The 25,085-nt window shown below is 71.7% G+C and carries 20 protein-coding genes; 1 reads left to right on the top strand and 19 read right to left on the bottom strand.

Going from position 1 to position 25,085, the window contains the following annotated elements; genetic code table 11:
• From AB0I54_RS36570 to hsaA, 17 genes are all read right to left on the bottom strand, one after another.
• The coding region (locus AB0I54_RS36570) for a beta-ketoacyl synthase N-terminal-like domain-containing protein (RefSeq protein ID WP_363300577.1) at nt 1–4,337 on the bottom strand (4,337 nt) is incomplete at its 3' end.
• A 292-nt stretch (nt 4,338–4,629) separates the two neighbouring features.
• Nucleotides 4,630–5,064, bottom strand: coding sequence for a nuclear transport factor 2 family protein (locus tag AB0I54_RS36565; protein ID WP_363300576.1), 435 nt, complete (start codon nt 5,062–5,064; stop codon nt 4,630–4,632).
• Between the two features lie 81 nt (nt 5,065–5,145).
• Complete coding sequence (locus AB0I54_RS36560) at nt 5,146–5,370, bottom strand: ferredoxin (RefSeq protein ID WP_363300575.1); 225 nt, start codon at nt 5,368–5,370, stop codon at nt 5,146–5,148.
• Nucleotides 5,367–6,587 (bottom strand): cytochrome P450, encoded by a 1,221-nt coding sequence (locus AB0I54_RS36555; RefSeq protein WP_363300574.1) that lies wholly within the window; start codon nt 6,585–6,587, stop codon nt 5,367–5,369. Before AB0I54_RS36555 ends, AB0I54_RS36560 begins: the two co-directional genes overlap by 4 nt.
• 142 nt (nt 6,588–6,729) lie before the next feature.
• A complete protein-coding gene (locus tag AB0I54_RS36550) occupies nt 6,730–9,447 on the bottom strand; it encodes an ATP-binding protein (protein WP_363300573.1) in 2,718 nt (905 codons plus the stop codon).
• Nucleotides 9,444–12,086: a LuxR C-terminal-related transcriptional regulator gene (locus AB0I54_RS36545; protein ID WP_363300572.1), complete on the bottom strand. Its 2,643-nt coding sequence runs from the start codon at nt 12,084–12,086 to the stop codon at nt 9,444–9,446. Before AB0I54_RS36545 ends, AB0I54_RS36550 begins: the two co-directional genes overlap by 4 nt.
• A gap of 105 nt (nt 12,087–12,191) precedes the next feature.
• Nucleotides 12,192–13,175, bottom strand: coding sequence for a PAS domain-containing protein (locus AB0I54_RS36540; RefSeq protein ID WP_363300571.1), 984 nt, complete (start codon nt 13,173–13,175; stop codon nt 12,192–12,194).
• A gap of 652 nt (nt 13,176–13,827) precedes the next feature.
• A complete protein-coding gene (locus AB0I54_RS36535; RefSeq protein ID WP_363300570.1) occupies nt 13,828–14,205 on the bottom strand; it encodes a PIN domain-containing protein in 378 nt (125 codons plus the stop codon).
• On the bottom strand, nt 14,202–14,465 hold the full coding sequence (locus AB0I54_RS36530) for a hypothetical protein (protein ID WP_363300569.1): 264 nt from the start codon (nt 14,463–14,465) through the stop codon (nt 14,202–14,204). The genes AB0I54_RS36535 and AB0I54_RS36530 overlap by 4 nt, the downstream gene beginning before the upstream one ends.
• Before the next feature lie 9 nt (nt 14,466–14,474).
• On the bottom strand, nt 14,475–16,187 hold the full coding sequence (locus AB0I54_RS36525) for a SpoIIE family protein phosphatase (protein ID WP_363300568.1): 1,713 nt from the start codon (nt 16,185–16,187) through the stop codon (nt 14,475–14,477).
• Between the two features lie 53 nt (nt 16,188–16,240).
• Nucleotides 16,241–16,921 (bottom strand): methyltransferase domain-containing protein, encoded by a 681-nt coding sequence (locus tag AB0I54_RS36520; protein WP_363300567.1) that lies wholly within the window; start codon nt 16,919–16,921, stop codon nt 16,241–16,243.
• 63 nt (nt 16,922–16,984) lie between these two features.
• Nucleotides 16,985–18,286, bottom strand: a complete 1,302-nt coding sequence (locus AB0I54_RS36515; RefSeq protein ID WP_363300566.1) for an amidohydrolase family protein — start codon at nt 18,284–18,286, stop codon at nt 16,985–16,987.
• A gap of 11 nt (nt 18,287–18,297) precedes the next feature.
• A complete protein-coding gene (locus tag AB0I54_RS36510) occupies nt 18,298–19,254 on the bottom strand; it encodes an amidohydrolase family protein (RefSeq protein WP_363300565.1) in 957 nt (318 codons plus the stop codon).
• A 50-nt stretch (nt 19,255–19,304) separates the two neighbouring features.
• Nucleotides 19,305–20,243, bottom strand: a complete 939-nt coding sequence (locus AB0I54_RS36505; protein ID WP_363300564.1) for a VOC family protein — start codon at nt 20,241–20,243, stop codon at nt 19,305–19,307.
• Nucleotides 20,240–21,241, bottom strand: a complete 1,002-nt coding sequence (locus AB0I54_RS36500; RefSeq protein WP_363300563.1) for a fumarylacetoacetate hydrolase family protein — start codon at nt 21,239–21,241, stop codon at nt 20,240–20,242. The genes AB0I54_RS36505 and AB0I54_RS36500 overlap by 4 nt, the downstream gene beginning before the upstream one ends.
• Nucleotides 21,242–21,243: 2 nt before the next feature.
• Entirely contained in the window at nt 21,244–21,756 is a 513-nt protein-coding gene (locus tag AB0I54_RS36495; protein ID WP_363300562.1) for a flavin reductase family protein, read from the bottom strand.
• A gap of 46 nt (nt 21,757–21,802) precedes the next feature.
• A complete protein-coding gene (gene hsaA, locus AB0I54_RS36490) occupies nt 21,803–22,972 on the bottom strand; it encodes a 3-hydroxy-9,10-secoandrosta-1,3,5(10)-triene-9,17-dione monooxygenase oxygenase subunit (RefSeq protein WP_363300561.1) in 1,170 nt (389 codons plus the stop codon).
• A 162-nt stretch (nt 22,973–23,134) separates the two neighbouring features.
• Between hsaA and AB0I54_RS36485 the strand changes: the two genes are divergently transcribed.
• Entirely contained in the window at nt 23,135–23,983 is an 849-nt protein-coding gene (locus AB0I54_RS36485; RefSeq protein WP_363300560.1) for an IclR family transcriptional regulator, read from the top strand.
• Nucleotides 23,984–24,013: 30 nt separating this feature from the next.
• On the opposite strand, the gene AB0I54_RS36480 is transcribed toward AB0I54_RS36485, so the two are convergent.
• Entirely contained in the window at nt 24,014–24,595 is a 582-nt protein-coding gene (locus tag AB0I54_RS36480) for an NAD(P)H-dependent oxidoreductase (RefSeq protein ID WP_363300559.1), read from the bottom strand.
• Nucleotides 24,596–24,649: 54 nt separating this feature from the next.
• Nucleotides 24,650–25,012 (bottom strand): DUF1304 domain-containing protein, encoded by a 363-nt coding sequence (locus AB0I54_RS36475; RefSeq protein WP_363300558.1) that lies wholly within the window; start codon nt 25,010–25,012, stop codon nt 24,650–24,652.
• Nucleotides 25,013–25,085 lie beyond the last annotated feature (73 nt).

Below are 25,085 nucleotides of genomic sequence, written 5' to 3'. Positions count from 1 at the left end.
GACTTCGCCGACACCACCCACGGCACCAGACCATCACCCGCGGGCTCCACGGCAGGCGACTGCTCCTCCACCGGCCCCTGCTCCAGCACCACATGCGCGTTCGTGCCACTGATACCGAACGACGACACCGCCGCACGCCGCGGCCGGCCCACCTCCGGCCACACCCGCTCCTCCGTCAGCAGGCTGACGGCCCCGGAGGACCAGTCGACGTGCCGCGACGGCTCCCCCACATGCAGCGTGCGCGGCATGACCCCGTACCGCATCGCCAGCACCATCTTGATCACACCGGCCACACCCGCCGCCGCCTGCGCGTGCCCGAGGTTCGACTTGATCGACCCGAGCCACAGCGGGGTGTCCTGGTCCCGGTCCTGCCCGTAGGTGGCGAGCAGCGCCTGCGCCTCGATCGGGTCACCCAACGTCGTACCCGTGCCATGCGCCTCGACCAGGTCCACCTCGGACGGGGAAAGCCGCGCACTGGCCAGCGCCTGCCGGATGACACGCTGCTGCGACGGGCCATTGGGCGCCGTCAGACCATTCGACGCACCGTCCTGGTTCACCGCACTGCCCCGCACCACGGCCAACACCTGATGCCCATTGCGCCGCGCGTCCGACAGCCGCTCCACCACCAGCAGACCCACACCCTCGGACCATCCCGTGCCGTCAGCCGCGTCGGAGAACGACTTGCACCGGCCGTCCGCCGCAAGACCCCGCTGACGCGAGAACTCCACGAACATGCCCGGTGTGGACATCACCGTGACACCGCCGGCCAGTGCCAGGTCGCACTCGCCGTTGCGTACGGCCTGTGCCGCCAGGTGCAGGGCCACCAGTGACGACGAACACGCCGTGTCCACCGTGACGGCCGGACCCTCAAGGCCGAAGGTGTACGCGATCCGGCCGGAGGCGACGCTGGAGGTGCTGCCGGTCAGCCGGAGGCCGTCGGTGCCCTCGACCGGCTCGTGCAGCCGGGGTCCGTACTCCATCGAGGTGGCGCCGACGAACACGCCGACGCGGCCGCCGCGCAGGGTGTCGGGGCGGATACCGGCCTGCTCGACGGCTTCCCAGGAGGTTTCGAGCAGGAGCCGCTGCTGCGGGTCCATGGCGATGGCCTCGCGCGGGCTGATGCCGAAGAACTCCGCGTCGAACTCGCCCACGCCGTCGAGGAAGCCGCCACGGCGGACATAGCTCGTGCCGGCGCGGTCCGGGTCCGGGTCGTGGAGCGCGCCGAGGTTCCAGCCCCGGTCGGTCGGGAAGTCGGAGGTGGCGTCCACGCCGTCGACCACGGCCTGCCACAGTTGCTGGGGCGAGCCGATGCCACCGGGCAGCCGGCAGGCCATGCCGACGATGACGACGGGGTCACCGTCGACGGCCGCCCGGCGGGTGACGGTCTCCTCGGCGGGAAACACCCCGAGGATCCGGTCGCGCAGGTAGCCGACGAGGGCGTCGGGCGTGGGGTGATCGAACAGCAGGCTGCTGGGCAGCCGCAGGCCGGTGGCGGAGGCAAGGCGGTTGCGCAGTTGCACGGAGCGGGCGGAGTCGAAGCCGAGGTCGCGGAAGGTCGTGCGGCCGTCGGCCCGCTCGGGGCCGTCCAGTGCGGTGAGGTGCGCGGCCAGCCACTGCTCCAGGAAGCCCTCCGGCTGGTCGATCAGGCGCTCGCGGAGCGCGAGGGTGGCCGAGCTGACGTGGTCGTCCACCACAGCGGGGGTGGCCCCGGCGGAACCGGCGGGCTGCTCGCCGACCCAGTAGCGCTCGCGCTGGAAGGCGTACGTGGGGAGGTCGACCGGGCGGGCGCCGGTGTCGGCGAGCACGGCCGGCCAGTCGACGCCGACGCCCGCGACGAACGCCTCGGCGAGACCGCGCAGCAGTGCCCGGGGCTCCGGGCGGTCATGGTGGAGCAGCGATACGGCCAGCTCGGACTCGGCGGGCTCGAGGATCGAGGTGAGCACGGCGTCGGGGCCGAGTTCGAGGAACCGGGTGGCGCCCTGGGCGCGCAGGGTGGCCATGCCGTCGTGGAAGCGGACGGTGGCGCTGACGTGGCCGACCCAGTAGTCCGGCGAGCGCAGCTGGTCCGCGGTGGCGACCTGGCCGGTGACGTTGGAGATCACCGGCAGGGTGGGCGGCGCGTAGGACAGGCCGCGGGCGACGGCGGCGAACTCCGCCAGCATCGGGTCCATCAGCGGGGAGTGCATGGCGTGCGAGACCTGCAGCCTGGTGATCCTGCGGCCCCGGGCGCGGAAGTCCTCGGCGATGCGGGTGGCGGTCTCGTCGGCGCCGGAGAGCACGAGCCGCGTCGGTCCGTTGATGACGGCGATCGTGACGTCGTCGATGCCGTCGAGTGCTTGGGCGGCCTCGTCCTCGGTCGCCTCGACGGCGATCATGGCGCCGCCGTCGGGGAGCGCCTGCATCAGCGCGCCGCGCGCGGCGACGAGGGTGGCCGCGTCGGCCAGGGAGAGCACGCCGGCGATGTGGGCGGCGGCGATCTCACCGAAGGAGTGGCCGATGACGAGGTCGGGGGTGACACCCCAGGAGGTGACGAGGCGGTACAGGGCGACCTCGACGGCGAACAGCGCCGGCTGGGTGAACCGCGTCTGGTGAAGCGCCGCCGCGTCGTCGGAGTCCGGGTCGGCGAACAGCACCTCCCGCAAGCGCGGCTCGAAGTGGGCACACACCTCGTCGAGGGCTTCGGCGAAAACGGGGTGGGTGCGGTACAGGTCGCGGCACATGCCGATGTGCTGGGAGCCCTGGCCGGGGAAGAGGAAGGCGGTGCCGCCCGGTTTGATGGTGCCGCTGACCGTGTCGGCGGTGGGTCCGCCGTCGAGGGCGTCGGTGAGTTCGGCCCGGTCGGCGCCGAGCAGGACGGTGCGGTGCGCGAAGAGGCTCCGGGTGGCCGCCAGTGACAGGGCGACGTCGGCGGCCTCGAGGCCGGGGCGCTCGTCGAGGTGTGTACGCAGCCGCTCCGTCTGCGCCCGCAGCGCGCGGGCGCCGCGCGCCGACAGGATCCAGGGGATGACCCGGCCGGCTGCGGCGGGGGTCCGCTCCGGGGCGGGCGGGCGGCCGCTGTACGGGCCTTCGCCGAGGACGACATGGCAGTTGGTGCCGCCGATGCCGAAGGAGCTGACGCCGGCGACGAGCGGCCCGTCGGGCTGCGGCCAGTCGGCGAGCTCGGTCTGCACCCGCAGGTTCAGCTCGCCCAGTGGGATGGCCGGGTTGGGGGTGTCGAAGTGCAGGTTCGGCGGGAGCTGCCGGTGCCGCAGGGCGAGCGCCGCCTTGAGCAGGCCCACAATGCCGGCGGCGGCCTCCAGGTGACCGATGTTCGTCTTGGCCGAGCCGACCGCCAGGGGAAGCCGTTCGGGACCGCCCTGTGCGAGGACGGCCGACAGGGCGGCCGCCTCGACCGGGTCGCCGACGGGCGTGCCGGTGCCGTGCAGTTCGACGTACTGAACGGTCTCGGGCGCGGTGCGCGCGTCGGTGTAGGCGCGGCGCAGCACGTCCTGTTGCCCGTGGACGTCGGGGTCGGTGAGCCGATCGCCGCCGCCGTCGTTGTTGACCGCGCTGCCGCGGATGACGCAGTAGATGGGATCGCCGTCCGCGACGGCCTGGGCGAGCGGCTTGAGCAGGACGAACGCCCCGCCCTCGCCGCGCACGAATCCGTCCGCGCTTGCGTCGAAGACGGCGCAGCGGCCACTGACGGAGAGCGCACCGAGTCCGGCCGCCGTCTCCATGCTGCGCGGCGAGAGGATCAGGTTCACACCGCCGGCGAAGGCGAGGCTGGACTCGCCGCGGCGCAGGGATTCGCAGGCGAGGTGGACGGCGACGAGGGAGGAGGCCTGTGCGGCGTCGACGGCGAAGCTGGGCCCGGACAGACCGAGGGTCCACGACACGCGGTTGGCGATGGCGGCGCGGTGCAGGCCGGTGAAGGTGTGCGGTCCTTCGTCGGCTGCGGCGGAGAGGGCGACGTAGTCGTCCTCCATCACGCCGACGAAGACGCCGGTGCGGGTGGCGCGCAGTTGCTCGTCGCGGAATCCGGCGTCTTCCATCGCCTCCCAGGCCAGCTCCAGGGCGAGCCGCTGCTGGGGGTCCATGGCGGCCGCCTCGTCCGGCGCGACGCCGAAGAACGCGGCGTCGAACTCGTCGACCTTGTCGAGGAAGCCGCCGCGCCAGGAGCGGCCGGAGCCGCGGTCGGCCGGCCACGGGGAGACCGCGTCGGTCCCCTCGGTGAGCAGACGCCAGTATTCCGCCGGCCCGGAGGCCGAGGGCACCCGGCACGAAGCCCCGATCACGGCGATCGCGGTGTCGTCCGCCTCGCCACCCGTAGCCGGGCCGGTGTTGTGCGTCGGCATGCCTGAACTCCCTGAAAGTCAGTACCTGCGCGGGTCGGTGACGGTCGAGCGGAGCAGGAAGCAGCCGTACTCCGGGCCGTTGCCGCCCCAGCGTTCGTGGGGCCCGGGGCGGCTCAGGCTCCGGGGCAACACCTGACGTGCGCGAGCCAAACACAGCACGCCGAGGGAAGGGATCGCCGGAGGACGGTGCATGACGCGAACCCGGGAAATCCCTCGGCAGCGTGACGCGTCCCCGGCCGTGCAGGTCGTGGCGTGGGGTGCGGTCCGGAACCGGCACCCCACGCCACGGCGGCTACGCCTCGGCGGTCGGCGGGTCCTCGTTGCGGAGGGCCAGGGTGGTCAGCGGGTTCCAGTAGTCGCGGTAGTGGACCACGAGCCCGTCGCGGACGCGGAGGACGGAGACGAAGGCGAGCTCGACCTGCTCGCCGGTGGCCGTTGCGGTGGCCTTGCCGGTGAACTCGGTGATGAGGACTTCCCGGTCCTTGGTCTCGTGCACGATGAGGTCGGTGACCTCAGTGGACTCGAGCATCTTCGAGTAATTCATGAAGTAGTCGCGCAGGGCGTCGCCGCCCTCCACCCGCCGCGGCATGCCCGGCGGGGTGAAGGGGAACTCCATGACCGCGTCGGGGTGGACCAGGGTGAGGAAGGCGGGGATGTCGTTGACCAGAAGGAGTTCCATACAGCGGTTGAAGACGCCGAACGGCGTGGTGTCCATGGTGTCGCTCACGGGGAACGTCCCTTCGCTCGGGGCGGATCGCGGCCTCGGGTCCGCGGCAGCCGCGGTCCGGAAGTCGGGGTCGGGCGCGGGTCAGATGCTGGGGGAGGCGGGGGAGGCGGGGGAGGCGTCCACCTGGAGCGCTCCGGACGGGCAGCGGTTCACCACGTCCCGGACGGCCTCGTGCGCCTCCGGCGGGGGCGACGGGTCCAGGACGAGGACGGTCGCGTCCACCGGATCCTGGCCGAAGACCTCGGGGACGGACAGGGCGCACACCGCGGCCCCGATGCACCGGCCGGCGTCGGCTACGACTCTCATCGGGGCAGTACTCCGTCCCATACCGCGGGGACCTCGGCGGGGCCACGGGCGGTGCTGTCGGTCCGGCACTCGATCTCGGACAGCGGCCGGGCGAGACGCAGGGACGGTACGCGGATGGCCAGCCCGCGCAGCGCGGCGGTGAGCTGGACGCGGGCGATCTGCTGCGCTACGCAGGCGTGCGCGCCGTGGCCGAAGCCGAGGTGCGGGCCCGGCTTGCGGGCCATGTCGAAGGCGTCGCCGTCGGGCACCAGGGCGGTGTCCCGGTTGGCCGACTGGACGGCCAGCACCACATAGTCGCCGGCGGCGATCTTCTGCCCGTGCACCGTGGTGTCCTCGGTCGCCTGGCGCAGCAGGCCCGTGGGCGAGCCGAGGAAACGGACGACCTCCTCGGCCGCGGTCGATGCCAGGTCGGGGTCCGCGCACAGCTGCTCCCACCGCAACCGGTCCGAGAGGAGCATGAGCAGACCGCCCGACAGGCGCGAGGAGATGACGTCGAAGCCGAAGATGAACAGCGCGCCGTTCATCATGATCAGCTCGTGGTCGCTCAGCGGCCGGTCGCTGTCGGCATTGAAGGCGATCAATCGGCTGATCACGTCGTCGCCGGGCTCGGCGCGGCGGGAGGCGACCAGGTCGTTCATGTAGACGTACAGCGGGAGGAGGGCGGACCCCAGCTCCTCGGTGGCCTTGCCCGTCGGGTCGAACAGGGCCTTGGCGGTGTCGTAGAACAGGTGCCGCTGCTCCTGCGGGACCCCGATCAGGTCGGCGATCACCGTGGTGCTGATCCGGCGCGAGTAGTTGACGTGGAGGTCGTGCGGCTGCCCGGCGCCCTTCAGCCCGTCTATCGCGTCGTCCACCGTTTCCTGGACGAGCGGCTTGAGCTCGGCCAGGCGGCGGGGGTGCGACAGCTGAGGGGCGAAGTTGCGGCGGATGCGGATGTGCTCGGGGCCGTCCATGCGCGTGAACAGGTCATCCACAGGGGAGTCGGGGTCGAACCCCGGCATCACGTGCGCGGTGGACCCCGGCCGGGCCGAGAAGCGGCGGCCGTCTCCCAGCACCTCGCGCACCCCGGCGTAGTCGGAGACCAGCCAGGCGTCGAAACCGGCCGGGGTGCAGACCCGTACGACTTCTCCCGAGGCGCGTAGCTCGGCGTACTCGGGGGGCGGTGCGAAGGGCAACTGGCGTTCCGGGGCCTGCGGCAGCGGGGGAAGAGTGGTCACCGGTGACTCCTTATGACCTCTTGGGCGGGTACTGCCCTCGGGTTCCGCGGTGTTCTGGACAGTAATGGCGCGTGCTGCTGGACAGGCCGGATGCTGCCGAGGGATTTCCCGGGTTCGTAGCCGGGGCGTCGCTGCCACACGGTCAGCGGCCCGGGCAGTCCGGGTACTCCCCGGTCAGGACCGCTGTGGCCACATCGATCCGGCTGCGGTAGCCGGTCCTGGCGAAGAGCCGGGTCAGCGCGCCCTCGGCGCTCTTCTCACTGCTCTGGAGCACGGTGGCCAGCTGCCGGTTGGTGGAGCCCTCGGCGATCAGGGTGGCCAGCAGCCGGTCGTTCTCCGCCACCGTCGCGGCGCGGTTGGGTACCGGCAGATCGTGTTCGCGCATCAGCCGGCGCAGCCGGTATCGGTACAGCAGCGCGTCCAGACAGCCGTACAGCTCGTACGCCTCGCTCAGCAGCGACGGGGCGCCGCACCCGGTGGCGACCACCGCCGTCAGCGTCCTGGCCAGGGCGCGCGGCAGGCCCAGCGTCCGCGCCAGGGCCACGGCCCGGTCGGCCGTGGCCCGGTCGCGGTGGACGGCGACCCGCGCCAGCAGCGCGTTCAGCCGACTGTGCCCGGTCCCCAGGAGCGCGGCCGCCGACTCCACGCCGGTCAGCCCCTGCCGGGCCGCCGCCGGGTCGTCGCGGCCGACCGCCAGCCAGACGTGGGTGAGCCACAGGTCGTCCGTGCCGGTGACGATCGAGTCCTTGGCCGCGTACGCCAGCCCGTCGGCGACATGCGCGCTCGCCCGCTCCGGGGCGCCCATGGTCCAGGCGATCTCGGCGTCCATGGCGGCCAACAGGTGCTCCAGCGCGGCGGGTTCGGCGCGGGCGGCCTCCAGTGTGGCCAGGGCGGCGGCCGGGCGGCCGCGGCCGAGGAGGATCGCGGCCACCGCGTGCTGGAGGGCGCCGGAGGCGGCCTCGGGGCCGGTCCCCGTCCGCGCGTGGTGCAGCGCCTCGTCCCAGCGTCCGCACTGCCAAGCGAGCAGGGCCCGGTCCACGCCGGGCAGCCGGTCGGCCGGCAGCCGCGCGGCGGCCAGCGCCCGCTCGGCGCCGCCGGTGTCGTGGCACAGCAACAGGGTCCGGACCCGCACCCGCGCCCAGAGCTCCGGGCAGCGGGCCGACTGCTCCAGTTCCGGCCCCTCCAGCAGCTGCCGGAACCGGCCCGGACGGCCCGTCACCGCCCCGGCGCAGGAGAGCAACAGCTCGCCGATGGCTGCTCCGGCGTCGTCGCCGGCCCAGGAGCCCTGGGCGCCCGCCAGCAGTCGGTACGCCTCGTCCCAGCGGTCGAGCAGGCCCAGCGCTATCGCCTGGCCGACGGCCCGGAATGCCGGGTCGTGTCCCGCCTGCTGCTCGCCCGCCGCGATGCGCCGCACCGCGGTGACGTCGCGCAGCCCCCACAGGGCGGTCACCCGGATGAGCTGGGCGTCCAGAGCGGCGCCTGGCGGCAGTTGGCCGGCCGGCAGCCGCAGCAGCCGGTCCGCGCCGTGCGCCGCGGGCGCGTAGTCCGCGGCCAGACAGCTGGCGTCGGCGTGCTCGGCCAGGGCGACGGCGCGCTGCCGGGCGCCGGGCGCGGACTCCACGGCCGCCGCCAGCCAGCGTGCGGCAAGTGCGGGGTCGCGCAGCTTCGCGGCCGTCCCCAGCGCGAGGAGTTCGGCACCGACCCGCCCCGGTTCGCCGAGCGGCCCGCACTGCATCAGCTGCTCGGCCCGGTAGCCGTCGTCGACGGGCCCCGCCTCTCCCGACCACAGCGCGCTGACGGCGGCCCGGGCCAGCTCGCGGCGCTCGTACGGTCCGAGGGCGCCGGCCAGCGCGTCGGCCCAGTACGGCACCGTGAACCGCCATCCCCGCCCGGTCGTCCGCAGGATGCCCTCCGCCACGAGCGTCTCCAGTGCCCGCAGGGTCTCCCCGATGGTGAGGCCGACGGCCGCCGCCGCCAGTTCGGGCAGCCGCTCCCGCAGGGGATGCAGCACTGCGGCCGCCTTGGCGGCGGTCCACACCGGCGCGGGCAGCAGGCGGAAGCGCGCGAGCAGCGGGTGGCCGGGCGGCAGCGGTACGGGCCCGGCGTGACCGAGCAGATAGGCGCGGCCGTCAGCCACCTTCAGCGCACCGGCCGCCGTGTAGCCGTCGACCACCGCGTGGAGCGCCGCGGGGACGCCACGGCTGGCCCGGCGCAGCCGGTTGCCGAGCGTACGGTCGGGGCGCGCCTGGAGGAGGTCGGCGGCGAGCCTGTCGGCCGCCTGCCGCGACAGCGGCGGCAGCCCCACCATGCGGGCCAGCCCCTCGGCCACCAGACGCCGCAGCGCGGGCGGGACCTCCGCCTGGGCGGCCGGAACCGGGGAGCGCACGGCGCACACCCAGCGGACCGTCGCCGGGTTCAGCCTGCGCACCAGCTGTTCCAGCACCTGGCGCGACGTGGCGTCCAGCCACTGCGCGTCGTCGATCAGGACCAGCAGGCCGGGGCGCGCCGCCAGGAGCCGGGCCAGGTTCGCAGTGACCTGATCGGCGCCGATGGACCCCGCGGGGCCTTCGCGGCCGGGTCCGCGGCGTGCCTTGGCTGGGCCCGGGAGCCGGGTGAGGGCGCCGGTCAGACGTACGGCCGCGTGCAGCGGCACCGTGCGGTCGTGCCGGAACAGGGAGAGCGTCAGCGTTGGCTGCCCGCAGTCGGCCGCCTTGCGCGCCACTTCCTCCAACACCGTGGTACGTCCTGTCCCGGCCGGTCCGGTGAGCACCGTCAGGACGGCCGGGCCGGCGACACCGACGGCACTGTCCACGAGTTCCCGCACCGTGTCCTCGCGGCCGACGACCGCGCCGCCGCTCACGCGGGGACTCGGGCCGGGTCCGCGGCGATCAGCCGCCCGGCCAGGCTCGCAGTTGCCAGCTGTAACCGGGAGCGGCAGCCCGTCCGCGCGAACAGCCGATCCAGATGGTCCTCGATGGTCTTTTCGCTCATCTGTTCCTGCCGGGCTATCTGCCGGTTGGTCCTGCCCTCGCAGATCAGCTCGATGATCCGCAGCTCGGTGGGGGAGAACGTCTCGCGTCGTACGCGTGTGCGCGGGGTGCTGACGCCCCGGCCCCGCATCAGGGTCCGGATCCGCCCGCGCAGATACGCCGAGTCGAACGACCCGGCCAGCTCGTACGCCTCGCGCAGCCAGGTCCTGGGCGCGTCGCTGAGCTCACCCACCATCAGACAGGCCGTCAGCAGAGCCGGCTGGTGGCCGCGGCGCCGGGCCAGCTCGGCGCCTGCCTCGGCGGCTGCGAGGTCCCTGGTGACCACCGCCCGGGTCAGCAGCTGGGCCTCCGCCAGCAGCGGGTCGGGGTCCTGGGCGCATCGCCACTCGATCGCGGCGAGCAGTTCGCGGGCGCGCCGGTGCTCGCCTGCGGCGACCGCCATACGGGCCAGCCGCGGAATCAGTCCGGCCAGGCCGTGGCGAGTGCCCTGGCCCTGGAGGCGTTTGTAGACACGCCAACTCGCGGCGAAGGCCGCGTGGTCGTCCGCGTCGGTGGCCTCGTGCCGCAGTCGGAGCACGCCGCACTCCACCCAGCCCCGCAGTGCCAGGCAGATCCCGTCGGCGGGTACCGCCTCCAGCCATCCGAGGGCCTGGCGGAGGTCGCCGCGTGTCCGGCAGATCTCGGCGGCGAGCAGCCGGCCGTGCCGGTGTGCCGGGGTGTCCGCCGTCCCGGTCAGCTCCAGCTGCCGCGCCGCCGACAGCGCGGCGGTGAGGTCACCGTGCGCGTAGCCGTGCACGACGCGGCGGTAGAGCCCCGGCACGCTGTCGGGTGGCACGGTGTAGTGGGAGCCGAGGGCCCGCTCGAAGACAGCCGCCAGGTCGGGGTCCGCCGAGCCGCCGGCCGCGAAGAGTGCTCGGGCCACCCGGGTGGCGGGCGCCTCCGGCCCGGCGCCCTCCGGCCGACGCGGCTCCCGGCCGGTGGACCAGGCGGCGGCGAACGCGATCGTCCCGGGCGCTCCGCCGTCGTCCGTGACAAGGGCTCGTACGGTCGAGGCGGGGACCGGCACGCCGGTGTGCACGGCGGCGAGCATGGCGGCCTCGGCCAGCTCGGCGCGCAGCGCCGGGGACGCGCCGTGGTCGGCCAGGATCATGGCGACCGTCTCGCCGAGCCGCGCGTAGTCCCCCGCGCGGACCAGCTGCCGCAGCAGCGGACTGACGAGGCGGGTGCGCAGCCGTTCGTCGGAGGCGTGCCACCAGGCAGCCCGCAGCCACTTTGCCGCCCGGGCCGGCTCTTCGTCCGGGCGGGCGGCGAGGGCGACCAGCAGCCTGCCGAGCTCGAGGTCGCGGGGCAGCTCCGGGCCGGCGTGCGCGACCCGGTCGGCCAGCGCTGCCGGGTCCACCGGCAGCCCGGCGGTGAACCGCCGGCGCGCCGCCTCGGCGAGCGACCGGCGCAGCGCGGCGGCCACGGCGGGGTCCGCCCGCTCCCGCAGCAGCGCGGCGAGCGCGGGGGAACGGTGGCGCAGCCGCCCGTCGGTGTCCAGCTCCAGCACGCCGCGATCGACCAGTGTGTCGACGAGCCGTCCGCAGTCGGCGGCCCGCTTCCCGCCCGCCGCCGCGAGCAGCGGCAGTTCGTCGAGGCCCACCGGTCCGAGGGCGACCAGACCGGCCACCATCGAGGCGTCCTCGCCCAGCAGCTCCAAAGGACCCGCCGGGCCGTCGGCGGCCAGGGCGATCGGCTGGTCCGGCGCGCCGAGGCAGAGCCGCCCGTGCACGGGCGTCAGCCGTTTTCTCGCCTGCAGGTCGGCCAGGGTCGCCAGTACGGCGCCGAGGTTCCCCGTCAGCGGGCCGAGTGCCTGGCAGAGCGCGGGCAGCAGTGCCTCGTCCAGTGGGGCGGGGTACCGCTCGGCGAGCAGTGGCCGCAGATGCTCCTCGGCCAGCGGCGGCAGGTCGATCACCAGGTCGGCGAGGGTGGCCAGTTGGGTCGTTGCGGCGTCCGGCGCCGCCTCGTCCCGGATGGCGGCGACCACCAGGCAGCCCGGCCGGCACGCCGCGTCGAGCACCGCCGCCGGTTCGGCCACCTCGTCGGCGTCGTCGACGAGCAGCGCGACCGGGGCCGCGGCGCTGATCAGGTCGAACACGGCGGCCAGTTCGAGGAGCGGGACCGTCTGCTCCGGGCGGGTCCACGGCCGGCCGGCGCACAGCCGGCTCAGCCCGTCGATTGCGTCCGTGAGGTGTGGCTCGCCGAGCTCCTGGACGTGGTTGCGGACGGCTCGTACGACCGCGTGGATGCCGAAGGTGTCCGCCGGGTCCGCGGTGTCGCCGAACCGGGTGGTGATGACCTGGACGCCCGTGGCCCGCCAGGTGTCCGCCACGGCGTCCAGCAGCGCGGTCCTGCCGGTGCCCCGGGCGCCGCGGAGGACGACCAGCGCGCGGTGCGCGGCAGCGTCGGCCAGCGACCGGTCCAGGGCGGCGCGTTCGTCCTGGCGTCCCCACAAGCGGCCTCTGCCCATGACACCTCCATGCCGACGTGGCCGCTCGATCGAGGCGGCACACTCTTACGAAGACTCTTTAGGTATTCAGCTGGAAACCGGCACCGGCCGGTATGTGATCGGGCCCTAGTGGCGTACGCAGTCGGGGCGGACCTTCGGCGGCCAGCTCCCGGGGGCGAAAAGCCCCAGCGCGTGGGCGCGGGAGACCAAGGCCGCCCTGTTCGGGGCGCGCATCCTGCGGAGCAGGGAAGTCACCCGGTACTCGATGCCTTGGCGGCTGAGGCAGAGCTTCGAGGCGAGTGCGACGTTGGAGGCGCCGACGGCCACCCCCTCCAGGATCCGGGCGTCCAGCTCGGTCAGCGACTTGCTCCGGTGCACGGCGCGCTCGCCGTCCCCGGGCGCTCCTGCCGCGTCCTCGGGCGGGTCCTGTGGGCGCAGCAGCACCAGCAAGGAGGACCCCCGGCCGTCGTCGCGTACGGCGACACCGGTCACCTCGCAGGAGAAGACGTGCGCCCGCGCGCCGAGTGCGGCGACGCCCGGCAGGATGCGGGTGCGGCCGTCGGTTGCCAGCCCGGTGAACTCCTCACGGGCCCGGTCGCGTACGCCCGGGTGCAGCATCTCCAGGAACGCCCGCCCGCGCAGGGTGCTCGGCGGGACCGCGAAGTGCCGGCCGAACTCCGTGGTGGCCTCCACGAGCCGTAACCCGGGGTCGAGGGTGGCGACGCCTATTCCCGACCGGTCGAGGAGGGGGCAGGACACGTCGTCGCCGGGCTTCGTGGCATGCCATGGCTCGCCCGTGGGGGCCAGGAACAACTGGGACAACATCTCGGAGACCGTCCAAGAGGACACAGGCACTTCCTCCAGGTGATGGAAGGGGGCGGGCGCCAGGCCGGCCGGGGCCGACGGGGCCCTGCCGTGCTGCGCGGGCGACCGCCGGTACGTCTGCTGCGAACCAGTGGCGGCCTTGTCCGGCTTGAGGTGGCTGCCGGGGAACTTGTTGGTCAGCCCGAGCGAGATCTCGCCGGTGCCAGGCAGGAACACGGTGATGCGGACTAGCGCTTTGACCTCCGCGCGCCGGAACCACCCATGGGCGTTCCTGGTGCATTCCACAGCATGTCGCCTTCGGGCATTCCGTTCCCCTCTCGGTCTCTGGAGATGTGGTGCGCAAGTACGGGGCAAACTCCCCCGTCAGCGCAGACGGGGATCAGGGCTGGGCGCTGCGCCGGCCCCACCGGCGGGCAGTCCGAGGGACTCACCGGCTGGAACGGTGCAGAGTGACGTTCGGTTCACCGATTCACCGGGCGTCACTTTTCTGCTCCGTACTCCACGCGGACGGAGGCTTCACCGCATGGGCGACTGCCATGGCGACAGGTGCCTTCCTGACAGGAGCCAGAAGTGATCATCAGGAATGTGACCGTCATCGACGGCAGCGGCAATGCCCCGCAGGCCGGCCGATTACCTGCCGGCTGGCATCACCACGGTCTGCGACCTCGGCGGTGCGCTGGTATCAGGCACCGGCGTGCGCGACGGCGGTGACGGTCGTCAGTGGGGCCACCAGCTGCGGTGACACGCCTCCTGTGTCGGGTGGCGCCACCGGAGCGGTGCGGTCCGGCATGGCCGGGAAGTGCCTTCAGGACGCCGGCGACAACAGCGCCAACGGCACCCAGGGCGCAGATCTGGGACTGCAACGGCGGCAGCAACCAGCGTTGGACAATGCCGACGTCCGCGTCACCCTCTCCCGCGGCACGGTACCTGGATCAGGTTACGTCTCCCGCGGATTGAGCGGGCTGATTCCCGTGCCCTCGTACAGATCCGGCTGCAAGGACAGCAGTGTCGCGTCGTCGCCGGATCCTCTGGCGACGACCACCGCTGACGCCGGATGCAGAACCCGCCAGTCGGCGTGCCGCCACCTTCCCGCCACACGGGCGTGCGCCTCGGTGAAGTCGGCGACCGCGGTGAAGCGGCGGCCCAGGACGTGCTGCCCGGCCCCCGGTCTCGCCCGTTCGGCGACGGTGGCGGACAGGCTGGGGATCACGATCTCGGCGTAGCCGTAACTGGCCTCGACATACAGGCCGTTCAGGAACTCGTCGCCCTCGGCAAGGGCCTCGATGCAGGTGTGGTCGAACAGGACGCGGATCACGCGGCGTGGTGCTCCTGCCCCAGACCCTTCAGGAACGAGCGGGCCCGCGCGCGGGCGTCCTCGGAGACGGTCAGGCCGGTGGTCTGCCGTACCTCCTCCAGAGCCTGCTGTGCGCGATGCTCCCGCTCCTCGGCGGTCAGCTCACGCGCCACCAGTTCCGCCAGGAGGTCGTTCATGGTCGTGCCGCGTTCGCCGGCCAGGGTCCTCAAGCGGTCACGGACGTCCTTGGTCGTCTTGATACTGGTGTCCTTGTCTCCCATGAGTGCATTCTACCGTTGGTAGAGCTCGGGCAGTGCCTGTTCGAACCATACGATCTTGCCGGTGCTCACCCTTGTCGCGCCCCAGCGGTCGGCGAGCTGGTCGACGAGCCACAGTCCACGGCCGTTTTCGTCGCTGGGCCGTGCGTGCCGCATCCGGGGCACCTGTGCCGAGTCGTCGGCCACCTCACAGCGCAGTACGTCCGTGCGGAGCACTCGCAGACCGATCGGCCGGTTGGCGAAACGCACGGCGTTCCCCACCACCTCGCTGACCAGCAGCTCGGTCGTCTCCAGAAGGGGACCCAGAGCCCAGCGGAGCAGTGTCCTGCGGATCAGTCGACGGGCCTGTCCGGCGGTCCGCGGATGGGGGGCGAGGTACCAGTTCGCGAAGGTCTCCGGCCGAACCCCTTCCAGCCGGGCCGCGAGCAGTGCGATGTCGTCGTCCTGAACACCGTCCTCAAGGACTCCCAGTGCCTCGTCGCACAGTGTCTCCAGCTCCGAGAGGCCGGCGGCCAGAGGTGCCACACAGCCTTTCAGCCGCTGAAGCAGCCGTTCCAATCCCTTCTGTACGTCGGAACCACGGGTCTCGACGAGGCCGTCGGTGTACAGCAGCAAGGTCGCACCGGCCGGCGCGGACGTCTCGACGCACTCGAAGACGCCCCCGCCGACACCGATCGGCACTCCGGCCGGGATGTCCATGACCTCTGCGCTGCCGTCCGGGTGGACGAGCACCGGGGGCGGGTGGCCCGCATTCGCGATCAGCAGCCGTCGCAGCACAGGGTCGTACATGATGTACAGGCAGGTCGCCAAGTGCTGCTCGCCCAGACGTTCTGCCTGCTCGTCCAGGTGGTACAGAACCTCCTCGGGCGGCAGATCCAGCCCGGCGAGGGTCTGCACAACGGTACGCAGCTGACCCATGATCGCCGCCGATGTGACGGAGTGGCCCATCACATCTCCGATGACGAGCGCGACACGGTTGCCCGGCAGCGGAATCGCGTCGTACCAGTCACCGCCCACCTGCGCGGTCCGTGACGCCGCCAGGTAGCGGCTGGCCAGACGGACCCCGGTCAGCTTCGGCAGCGCCGCGGGGAGCATCATCCGCTGCAGCGCATCGGCCACGGACGCCTCCCGCCCATGGAGTACGGCCTTGTCGATGCCCAGTGCCGTGTGCGTGGCGAGCTGGGCGGCGACAAGCAGATCGTCGCCGTCGAACGCCTCCCGGACGGCCTCCCGGATCAGTACGACACCGCCGAGCGCGTGGGCACGGCCGTGCAGCGGGGCGATGATCGACCGCCGCCCGGGCGGCGGATCGGTGGCACTCGCCGCCTCGAGCAGCTCCTTGAGCACGGCGGCCGTCGCGCAGAAGTCACCGAAGACCGGCTGCCCGGCACGCAGCAGTTTGGCAAGCCGGGCCGAGGCGCCCGGCAGGACGGCTGGGCCGGCGGGCACGAGCGCCGGTGCCGGGCGTCGCCCGGCACCGGGGGCGGCCCCCGGGGAGCAGGCCATGTCGTGGAGTCTCAGCACGAGGGCGACGTCCTGCGCCTCGTCCCCCACCGGCAGCGGATCACACATGAAGACGTATGCCCGGTCCGCGAAGGCCGGCACGGCCGCCCGGCCCAGCTCGTGCAGGGTCTCATCGATGTCCATGCCGCGTGCGATGCGGCGGGTCGCCGACTCGAGGTACTCGAGCCTGGGATCCTGGTGGACCGACGGATCATTCGTCACGCAGGGCACTTCCCCTCGAGTGGTGTCCGCACCAAGACCGGCATCATCCGGTTTCAGTCCAGTCGTCTGCAGCGCAGGAAAAGATGCTCCTCCGGTTGGACGTCCGAGCTGGCCGGCGCATAAGCGCAGGAGGACTCGTCGACCACTTCGAAGCGCGCCGCCTCGACCAACTCGCGCAGTTCCTCTCTGAGATATCCGGACACCCGGATGTGCCCCCCGAGGAACGGGATCCGGAAGTAGTCCACATCGGCCTCCACCATCGACAGCGCGAAAAGGCCCCCGGGAACGAGGAGACGGTGGATCGTCCGCAAGGCGAGGGCAATCTCGGCACGAGGCAGCATGAGCAGTGCGAAGAAGGCCGTGACCGCGTCGAAGCGGCCCAGGTCACCGGAGCCTCCCCCGCCCAGATCCGCGATGTCCATCCGATGGAAGCGCGCCGCGGGCACGTGCTCGCGGGCCAGCGTGATCATCCCGTCCGAGAGATCTATTCCGACGACCTCCATACCCGCGTCCGTCAACTGCCGGGCAGTGGGAAGTCCGGTGCCGCAGCCGACGTCGAGGACCCGGGCTCCGGCCGGCAGCGATTCGATGAGCCATTGGGCGGCCGCTATCTGCCCCTCCTTGTGCGGAAAGGCTTCGTCGTAACGGTCACCGATCATGTCGAAGGCCTCGGCCTGGCCCGTCCGATCGAGGCGCAGGCTCCCGTACTGGAGATCATCAGTGGAGTTGCTCATACAACATCTCCCCTTAAGGCCTCGTGGTGCGTTTTGCCATGAGTAATACGGCCGCGAAGCGCGTCACACGCCCCTCCCTTGCGGCTGAGGAATGAGCCGCCTGGCCGCGGTCCGTGCCTCGGCCAGCAGCGCGCTGTCGTCGCCCAGCAGGTTTCCGCCACGCTTGACCGGGGTGCCGGCCACCAGGACCGTGTCGACGTGGGACCGGTCCATCTGCAGCACCACGGCGCTGTAGGGGTCGAGGACGGGAGCGACGTCGGGCCGGTCGGCGCGCAGGATGACGAGGTCGGCCTGTTTGCCGGGGGTGAGGGACCCGGTGCGTTCCGCGATCCCGAGGATCCGCGCGCCGGACAGGGTGGCGTAGTGCAGGGTCTGCCGCACGGTGGCGGTGGAGGGGATCCGGGCCGACAGGTGGGCGTACCGCGCGGCCTGGTAGGCGGCGCGCATCTGCGTGAACATGTCGCCGGCGGCGGTCACCTCCACGTCGACGCTGAGGCCGATGGGCACGTCCATGTTCGCGGCGGGGACCAGGGGCGGGTAGCCGTGCCCCATCATCAGCTCGATGGCCGGGGCGATGGACAGGCCGCCGTGGGCCGCGATGACGCGCAGTTCCCAACTGTCCATGCCGTTGCCGTGGATGAACGTCGTGCCGGGCAGCAGGGCGCCGAGCTTCTGCAGACGTGTGACGGGGTAATCCGCAGAGACGTGTCTGGCGGTGCGGACGTCCAGTTCGCGTGCCAGCCGGTAGTTGTGGAGCTCCGCTTCGTCGTCACCGGCCTCGGTGTCCAGGGCCAGCGTGACCAGGGCATCGTCGTCCGCCAGAAGCTGCGATCGTACGCGTCGTACGTCGTCCGGCAGCCTGCTGCCCTCGGACATCATCCGGGCGAAGCTCTTGCCATAGGCGAACACGGCGCGCAGCCCGGATTCCCGCAGTGCCTGGACAGCGGCGTCAGCGTGCTCCGGGGTGTCCTGGATGTTGGAGATGTCCTGGACGGTGGTCACGCCCGCTCCGAGGGCCGCGCGGGCACTGAGGAGGTTTCCCAGATAGACGTCCCTGGGTGTGACTGCCCGCGCGGTCCCCAGGAGAAAGCCGCCGAAGTAGTCTTCGAGCGTGTGATGCGGGGCGAAGCCGCGCATCACCGCCTCCCACATGTGCCGGTGGGTGTCGACGAATCCGGGGATGACGATGCGGCCGGCGCCGTCGATCTCCTCATCGGCATCCGTCACCTCGATCCGGGTTCCGACGGCGCTGATCCGGCTTCCTTCGATCAGGATGTCGCCCTGCTCCAGGTCCCCCACTTCGGGGTCCATGGACAGGATGGTGGCTCCGCGGATGAGCAGCCGTCGCCGCCGGGTGTCGGACATGGTGGGCTCCTTCACTTGATGCCGAGCAGGCGTTCGGCGTTGAGGTGGGCGATCTTTTCGCGGTCCTCGGCGCTGATCGGCGCAGATCGGAGGAACTCGACGGCATCTGCGGTGGACTCGTACGGGTAGTCGACGGCGAACATCACGGCGTCGGCGCCGATGGCGGCGATGGCACCCGTCAGGGCCGCGTGGGACCACACTCCGCTGACCGTGATGTGGACGTTGTCGCCGAAGTACGCGGAAGGCGCACGGAGCAGGGGGCGCTCGCTCTGGCACGCGTAGCGGGAGTCGAGCCGCGCCAGCTGGAAGGGCAGGCCCTCACCCATGTGACCGAGGATGAGCCGGGCTCGCGGATGCCGGTCGAAGACTCCGCCGAGGACCAGCCGCAGCGCGTGCCCCGCGGTCTCGGCGCCCCACGACCACAGTGGTCCGACGAGTTCCGGCCGGCCGGCCAGCACGTTCCAGGAATCGGTCGGCGGGGCGCCAGGATGCAGGTAGAGGGGGACGTTCAGTTCCTCGACCTTGGCCCAGAAGACGTCGTAGCGGGGCTCGTCGTAGTAGTGGCCGTTGGTGTGGTCGTTGACCAGGGCGCCGCTGAAGCCCAGTTCGTCGACCGCCCGGTCGAGTTCGGCGGCGGCCGCCTCGGGATCCTGCAGCGGAACGGCGGCGAATCCCTGGAAGCGGTCCGGATGCCGGGCGATGACGTGGCCGAGGAAGTCGTTGGCGTGGCGGGCCTCGGCCACAGCCTCCGCCGGATCGGTCAGTCCCTGGACGCCGGGCACGGTGAGTGAGAGAACCTGCATGTCGATGCCGTGCTCGTCCATGAGCGGCAGCCGTTCCCGGGTGAAGTCCACCAGGCGGCGGTTCCACAGGTCCAGCCAGTCCTTCCCGGTGGATGTCCTGGTGACCGGCTGCCGGGCGAGGAGCTCCGGCACGGCGAACGCTTCTTCGAGCGCGATGAGTTTCATGGGGGCTCCTGAGCTGGAGGCGGGAGGGAGGGCGCGCGTGCCCGGCGGCGTCAGACGGGAGGGGCGACGAAGACGCCGCGGTCGACGTCGTTGTGCTGCTCCTTGGCTATGACCTCGTTCATCGGGTTGGCCGTGCCCCACTGGTCACTGACGTCCTCGTCCATGAACGTGTAGTTGTGGGGGTGCCAGGTGTCCTCGTCCAGCTCCTCCATCTCGGTGGTGTACTCCACGGTGTTCCCGTGCGGGTCGAGAAAGTAGGAGAAGGTGTTGTCCCCGGCGAGATGCCGGCCAGGCCCCCAGGTCATCCGCGCGCCGGCGCGCAGCAGCCGTCCCGTGCCGCGCATGAACTCGTCCAGCCCGCGCATCTCGAAGGAGATGTGGTGCAGGGAAGTGTGCGGTCCCGCGGAGATGCCGAGAGTGTGGTGCTGCGAGCTGATCCGCATGAAGTTCATGACGTCCCCGGTGCGCGGGGAGCCGATCACGTCGGACAGCGCGAAGCCGAGGTGCTTCTCGTACCAGGCCCGAGTCGCGGCGATGTCCGGGGAGTTGACCACCACGTGCGACAGGCGGACGGGGATGGACTCCTTCTCCTCGATCCGGCGGTGCTCGCGCGCCTCCACATCGGCGGAGATCTCCACCGTGCGGCCGTCGATGTCGAAGAACCGGAAGCCGTAGCCGCCGCCGGGTGTCCGCAGCGTGTCCGGCTCCGACAGCAGGGACACACCCGCGGCGAGCAGGCGCCCGGCGAGGGTGTCGACGTCGGCCCTGGTCGCCGCCGCGAACGAGATCAGGTCCAGGCGCTTGTCCTCGGCCCGACGCAGCCGTACGACGTACTGCTCGGGTGAACCCTCTGCGGCGAGGAAGGAGATCCCCGAGTCCTGGGCCACCGGGACGAGTCCCCAGGTGTCCGAGTAGAAGGCGAACTGGCGGTCGTAGTCGGGGACCGCGAGGTCGACGTGCCGGAGATGGGTCAGCAGGCGGTGCGTCATGCCGGGTTCCTTCCAGTGCCTTCGGCCACGAACCGGGTGCTCTGCACCCCGAGTCCGGTGATGGTGCTTTCGATCACGTCGCCGTCACGAAGCAGTCGGCCCCAGTGGATGCCGTTGCCGGCGGGGCTGCCTGTGAGCAGCAGATCTCCGGGAAGCAGTTGGGTCGTCCGTGAGGCGTAGGAGACCAGCGTGGCGACGTCGAAGATCATGTCCTTGGTCGAGTCGTCCTGCTTCACCTCGCCGTTGAGCCTCAGGGTGACGCGCAGGTCGTCCGGGACACCGATGTGCTCCGCCGGTACGAGAAACGGGCCGAGCGGGGTGAAGCCGGGCGGGTTCTTCGCGCGCCGCCAGTCGACTCCGATGGGACCGAGGTCGTCGCGGAACACGGCGTCGCGGGCGGTGAGGTCGTTGGCGATGGTGTAGGCGGCGACGTGGCCGAGGGCGTCCTCGGGGCTGACGCGGTAGGCGGGCCGGCCGATGACCGCGCACAGTTCCAGTTCCCAGTCGGCCTGCTGGGTCCAGCCGGGCAGCAGGACGTCGTCGTAGGCACCGGTGAGGGCCGAGGGCAGGCCGGTGAAGACGTAGGGCTCACCCTCGGCGGCGCGACGGTCGACCGCGGCCACGGCCTCGGCACGGACGTCCTCGGGGGAGCGGGAGTCCTCCGCCGCCAGGTGAGCCATGGTCAGTTCGATGACATGGCTGCGATAGTTCGCGCCGGCCTGCAGAATCTGCCGTGGCCGCACAGGGGCGTGCACGTGAAGGCATGCGAGGGGCAGCCAGTCGTCCGAGTGGGGCCCCTCGGCGAGGCGGCGCCATTCGGGCAGAGCGCTGTCCCAGTTCTCCAGCAGTGCGAGGGTGGTGGGTGCGCCGGCCGGCGCCGGCAGCGCGCTGAGGTCGCGTACCCGGTCGCCGACGACCAGACCGGGGAAGGGCGCGGATCCTTCGAGGGAGAAGGTGCCGAGGGCGAACGGGCCCGTGAAGGCTGGGTGCTGAGTCATCGTCAGAAGGATCCCTTGCCGTAGGAGCCGCAGTAGAACAGCAGCGGCGCGCCCTCCCTGCGGACCGCGAGGTCGATCACCTCGCCGATGACGACCACGTGGTCGCCGGCCTCGTGGATCGTGCTGATCCGGCAGTCGATGGTGGCCAGTGCGCCGTCGATGTGGACGGCGCCGTGCTCGGAGGTGTGCCAGGGAACGGCGTCGAACTTGTCGGGGTCGCGGCGGCCGAGTGCGGCGCACACGTCCTTCTGCTCCTCGGCGAGGATGCTGACGCCGAACCGGCCGGTGGGCTCGATCTGTCCCCAGCTCGTCGATCCCTTGCCGATGCACACCAGGATCAGCGGCGGGTCGAGGGAGAGGGAGGAGAAGGACTGACAGGCCAGACCGGCCGGCCGGCCGCTCTCGTCGAGGGCGGCCACGACTGTCAGCCCCGAGGCGAAGCGCCCCATGGTGGTACGGAACTGGTGCTGGTCGATCTCGCGACTGGCGGCCGTACCGGTTGTGTGATTGGTCATGATTTTCCTCCTGCGCGGAGATACGCTCGTTGCTCTCGCCGCGGTGTCACAGCATCGGGTCGCTGACGTCGAAGCCGAAGGCCTCCCGGCCGAAGAGCACCAGTGCCTTCTCCGGGTCGTTGGTGATGTGGCCCCGGCCTGTGTGCACGTCGCGCCAGGCACGCTGGAGCACGTTGTCGCCCGTGCGCATGGCACCGCCGCCGGCGTTCTCCATCAGCAGGTCGACGGCCCGCACCGCCCGTTCCGTGGCCAGGACCTGGTCACGGCGCAACCGCGTCCTCAGCCGCATGGGCGGCTGTTCCCCGCGCTTCACACACTCGTAGAGGTCGGCGACGTTCCGGCTCAGCTGCAGCCACGCGGCGTCGATCTCACTGGCGGCCCGTCCGGCGCGGACCTGGGCGAAGGGGTCCTCGGCGACGGGGGCACCGCCCGACGCGCGGATGCGGGTCCGCATGGCGGTCATGTACGCCTCGTAGGCCGCCTCGGCCATTCCGACGATCGGGGTGGTGATGGACGTGGTGAAGACCGAGCCGAGCGGAAGGCGGTACACCGGCTCGGAGTTCACGGCGTGTCCGGGCCGCTTCCACGACGCGATCTGCTCGGCGGCGAGGGTCCGGTGAGCGGGGACGAAGACGTCCTCGACGATGATGTCGTTGCTTCCGGTGCCGCGAAGGCCGACGGTGTCCCAGACCGGGTGGACGCGGTAGTCCGAGGCGGGCAGCAGGAAAGTCCGCATCTCCGCGGGATTGCCGTCGTCGTCACGGACGATGGCGCCGAGCATGGCCCAGCCGGCGTGGTCGCTGCCGGAGGAGAAGCTCCACTTTCCGGACAGCCGGTAGCCGTCGGCAAGACGGGTCACCTTGCCCATCGGCGCCAGCGAGACGCAGATCCTGGTGTCCGGGTCGGGGCCCCAGACGTCTTCTTGGGCCTGCGGCTCGAAGAGGGCCAGCTGCCAGGCGTTGGTCCCGAGCACGCCCGCGACCCAGCCCGTGGAACCGCAGGCACGGCCGAGCTCACGCAGGCAGACGAAGAAGCTGACCGGGTCGGCCCCGAAGCCTCCGAACTGCCGTGGCTGCAGCAGGCGAAAGAATCCCGCCTCCGTCAGCTCCTTGATGGTGGTGTCGGAGACACGGCACCGCGCCTCGGCGTCGTGCGCCCGCTCGCGTATCGCTGGCGCGAGCCGGCGTAGCGATGCGAGTACGTCTTGTTCACTCATGCACCTTCTCCAGGACGTGTGGTGGGGGAATGCCTCGTCGGCGGTGAGCTCTTCGGAGATTACGGATGCACCGGGCGCTCTGAACTGCCTTTCTTCCGCTGAGCGGAAAGGCGCTATTCTTCCGGTGAGCGGGAAGCAGAGTTCTGAACCCAAAGGACGTTCATGCCGTCTCACGCGGGCACGCCGGGACTGCCTCTGCTGGAGAAGGCGGCACGGATCCTGAGCGCCTTCGAAGGCCGGCGTTCCACCCTCACTCTCACCGATGTGGTGCGCCATACCGGGCTGTCGCAGACCACCGTGCACCGTGTGATGGACCAGCTCGTCCAGATCGGGTGGCTCGGAAAGGACGGCCGCAGGTACTACCTGGGGCTGGGGCTGCTGGAACTGGGCGCGTTCGCCTCCCACCACAACCGGCTGCGTCGTGCCGCTCTGCCCCACCTGATCGCCCTGCACCAAGCCACCGGCCAGTGGGCGCACTTGTCGGTACTCGATCATGGTGAGGTTCTCTACCTGGAGCAGATCGGCGACCCCCGGCATTCGACCATGCCGTACCAGGTCGGCGCGCGGCTTCCCGCCCACTGCACCGCGGCGGGCAAGGCTCTGCTGGCCTTCGGTGACACGGCGGTTGTGCAGGACCTCGCCGGGGATCTCGCTCCGCGGACCCGGCGGACCCTCACCAGCGGTGACTCGCTGCACAGCGAGCTGGCCGCGGTGCGCGCCGAGGGTGTGGCCTACGACCGCCAGGAGTGCTTCAGCGGAGTGACCTGCGTGGCGGCACCGTTGAGAGGGTCAGGGCGGGCCCTCGCCGCGATCTCGCTCTCAAGGGCGGGCGAGCACGCGGACCTGAAACGCATGGCCCACCAGGTCGCCCACTGCGCGCGGGCGACCTGGGCCTCGCTGTTCGACTCGAGCCGGCGTTTCGAGGAGGCCCGCCGCGAAGCGGCCGGTCCCGCACCCGAGGGTGACACCGCGACGGTTCTGTCCTGGCTGCGGTTCCATGAGTGGGACTAGGCCCTGTGGCCCGGTCCCGTGGGGCGGTGCTCAGGGCTGTTCCGCCACGGTGGCGGCGCGGCCGGCGGCCAGGGCGGTGCTCCAGGCGATGAGCTCGTCGAGCATGACCATCAGGGCCGGGGCCTGGTGCTCCGCGGGCGTGAACGCCGTACCGAATCCCTCGAAGTCGGTGCGCAGGTTCAGGACGACCTGGGGTGCGACGTCGGCGAGCCGCAGAGCGGCCATGACCGGGCGCAGCGCCTCGACCGCGCGCACGCCCCCCTCCGCACCGTAAGAGACAAAGCCGGCGGCCTTGTCGTTCCACTCGGCCTGAACGCGGTCGAGGGCGTTCTTGAGCACGCCGGGGAAGGAACGGTTGTACTCGGGAGTGACGAACACATATCCGTCGTACGCCGCGACGGTGGCGGCCCACCGCCGGGTCCAGGGATGGGCGTAAAGGCCCGCGGCCGGCGGTACGGGTTCGTCGATCTGCGGCAGATCCACCTCGGCAAGATCGATCAGGTCGAACTCCGCGTCGGTGCGCTGCCGGCTCTGGTCCAGCACCCAGTGGGCGACGGCTTCGCCGGCGCGCCCGGTGCGGGTACTGCCGAGGACTATCGCGATCTTCATCAACGGAGCTCCAAGGTCGATGGGTCGTGAATATTCGCCCGGGCCCGGGAAAGAGCGTCAGTGGGCCGCGAGCACGGCGGCCATCGCCAGTGCCCCGGGCAGCGCCTGGGCGATCAGGATGCGACGGTTGGCGGTGAACCCGCCGTACACGCCGGCGATCAGTACGCACGCGAGAAAGAACACCCGCACCCGGAAGCCGGTCGGATCACCGGCGACCAGTCCCCAGAGCAGCCCCGCGGCCAGAAAGCCGTTGTAGAGGCCTTGGTTCGCGGCCAGCGGTGCGGTGGCCCTGGCCGTGTCGGCGTCGAAACCCGACAGCTTCCGGCCCGGTGCCGCTTCCCAGAGGAACATCTCCAGGACCAAGAAATACACGTGCAGCACAACTACCAGAGCGATCAGCGCACCCGCCGTTGTTTCCATACCGTTCCCGTCTGATCTGGGTTTCACAGCTGAAGGTCTTACGGTTTGCAACCGTTGGCCCAATGTCGCCCGC

Origin of the sequence: Streptomyces sp. NPDC050625 (genome assembly GCF_040654755.1) — a bacterium.
Lineage (GTDB): Bacteria > Actinomycetota > Actinomycetes > Streptomycetales > Streptomycetaceae > Streptomyces.
This window is presented reverse-complemented; position numbering and strand designations above follow the sequence as displayed.

What these genes read in the sequence shown, in the direction of transcription:
- AB0I54_RS36475 (WP_363300558.1), bottom strand. Translation starts at nt 25,012, where the DNA reads ATGGAAACAACGGCGGGTGCGCTGATCGCTCTGGTAGTTGTGCTGCAC.
- AB0I54_RS36520 (WP_363300567.1), bottom strand. Translation starts at nt 16,921, where the DNA reads ATGAGCAACTCCACTGATGATCTCCAGTACGGGAGCCTGCGCCTCGAT.
- AB0I54_RS36485 (WP_363300560.1), top strand. Translation starts at nt 23,135, where the DNA reads ATGCCGTCTCACGCGGGCACGCCGGGACTGCCTCTGCTGGAGAAGGCG.
- AB0I54_RS36545 (WP_363300572.1), bottom strand. Translation starts at nt 12,086, where the DNA reads ATGGGCAGAGGCCGCTTGTGGGGACGCCAGGACGAACGCGCCGCCCTG.
- AB0I54_RS36560 (WP_363300575.1), bottom strand. Translation starts at nt 5,370, where the DNA reads ATGAGAGTCGTAGCCGACGCCGGCCGGTGCATCGGGGCCGCGGTGTGC.
- AB0I54_RS36495 (WP_363300562.1), bottom strand. Translation starts at nt 21,756, where the DNA reads ATGACCAATCACACAACCGGTACGGCCGCCAGTCGCGAGATCGACCAG.
- AB0I54_RS36515 (WP_363300566.1), bottom strand. Translation starts at nt 18,286, where the DNA reads ATGTCCGACACCCGGCGGCGACGGCTGCTCATCCGCGGAGCCACCATC.
- hsaA (WP_363300561.1), bottom strand. Translation starts at nt 22,972, where the DNA reads ATGAGTGAACAAGACGTACTCGCATCGCTACGCCGGCTCGCGCCAGCG.
- AB0I54_RS36510 (WP_363300565.1), bottom strand. Translation starts at nt 19,254, where the DNA reads ATGAAACTCATCGCGCTCGAAGAAGCGTTCGCCGTGCCGGAGCTCCTC.
- AB0I54_RS36505 (WP_363300564.1), bottom strand. Translation starts at nt 20,243, where the DNA reads ATGACGCACCGCCTGCTGACCCATCTCCGGCACGTCGACCTCGCGGTC.
- AB0I54_RS36500 (WP_363300563.1), bottom strand. Translation starts at nt 21,241, where the DNA reads ATGACTCAGCACCCAGCCTTCACGGGCCCGTTCGCCCTCGGCACCTTC.
- AB0I54_RS36530 (WP_363300569.1), bottom strand. Translation starts at nt 14,465, where the DNA reads ATGGGAGACAAGGACACCAGTATCAAGACGACCAAGGACGTCCGTGAC.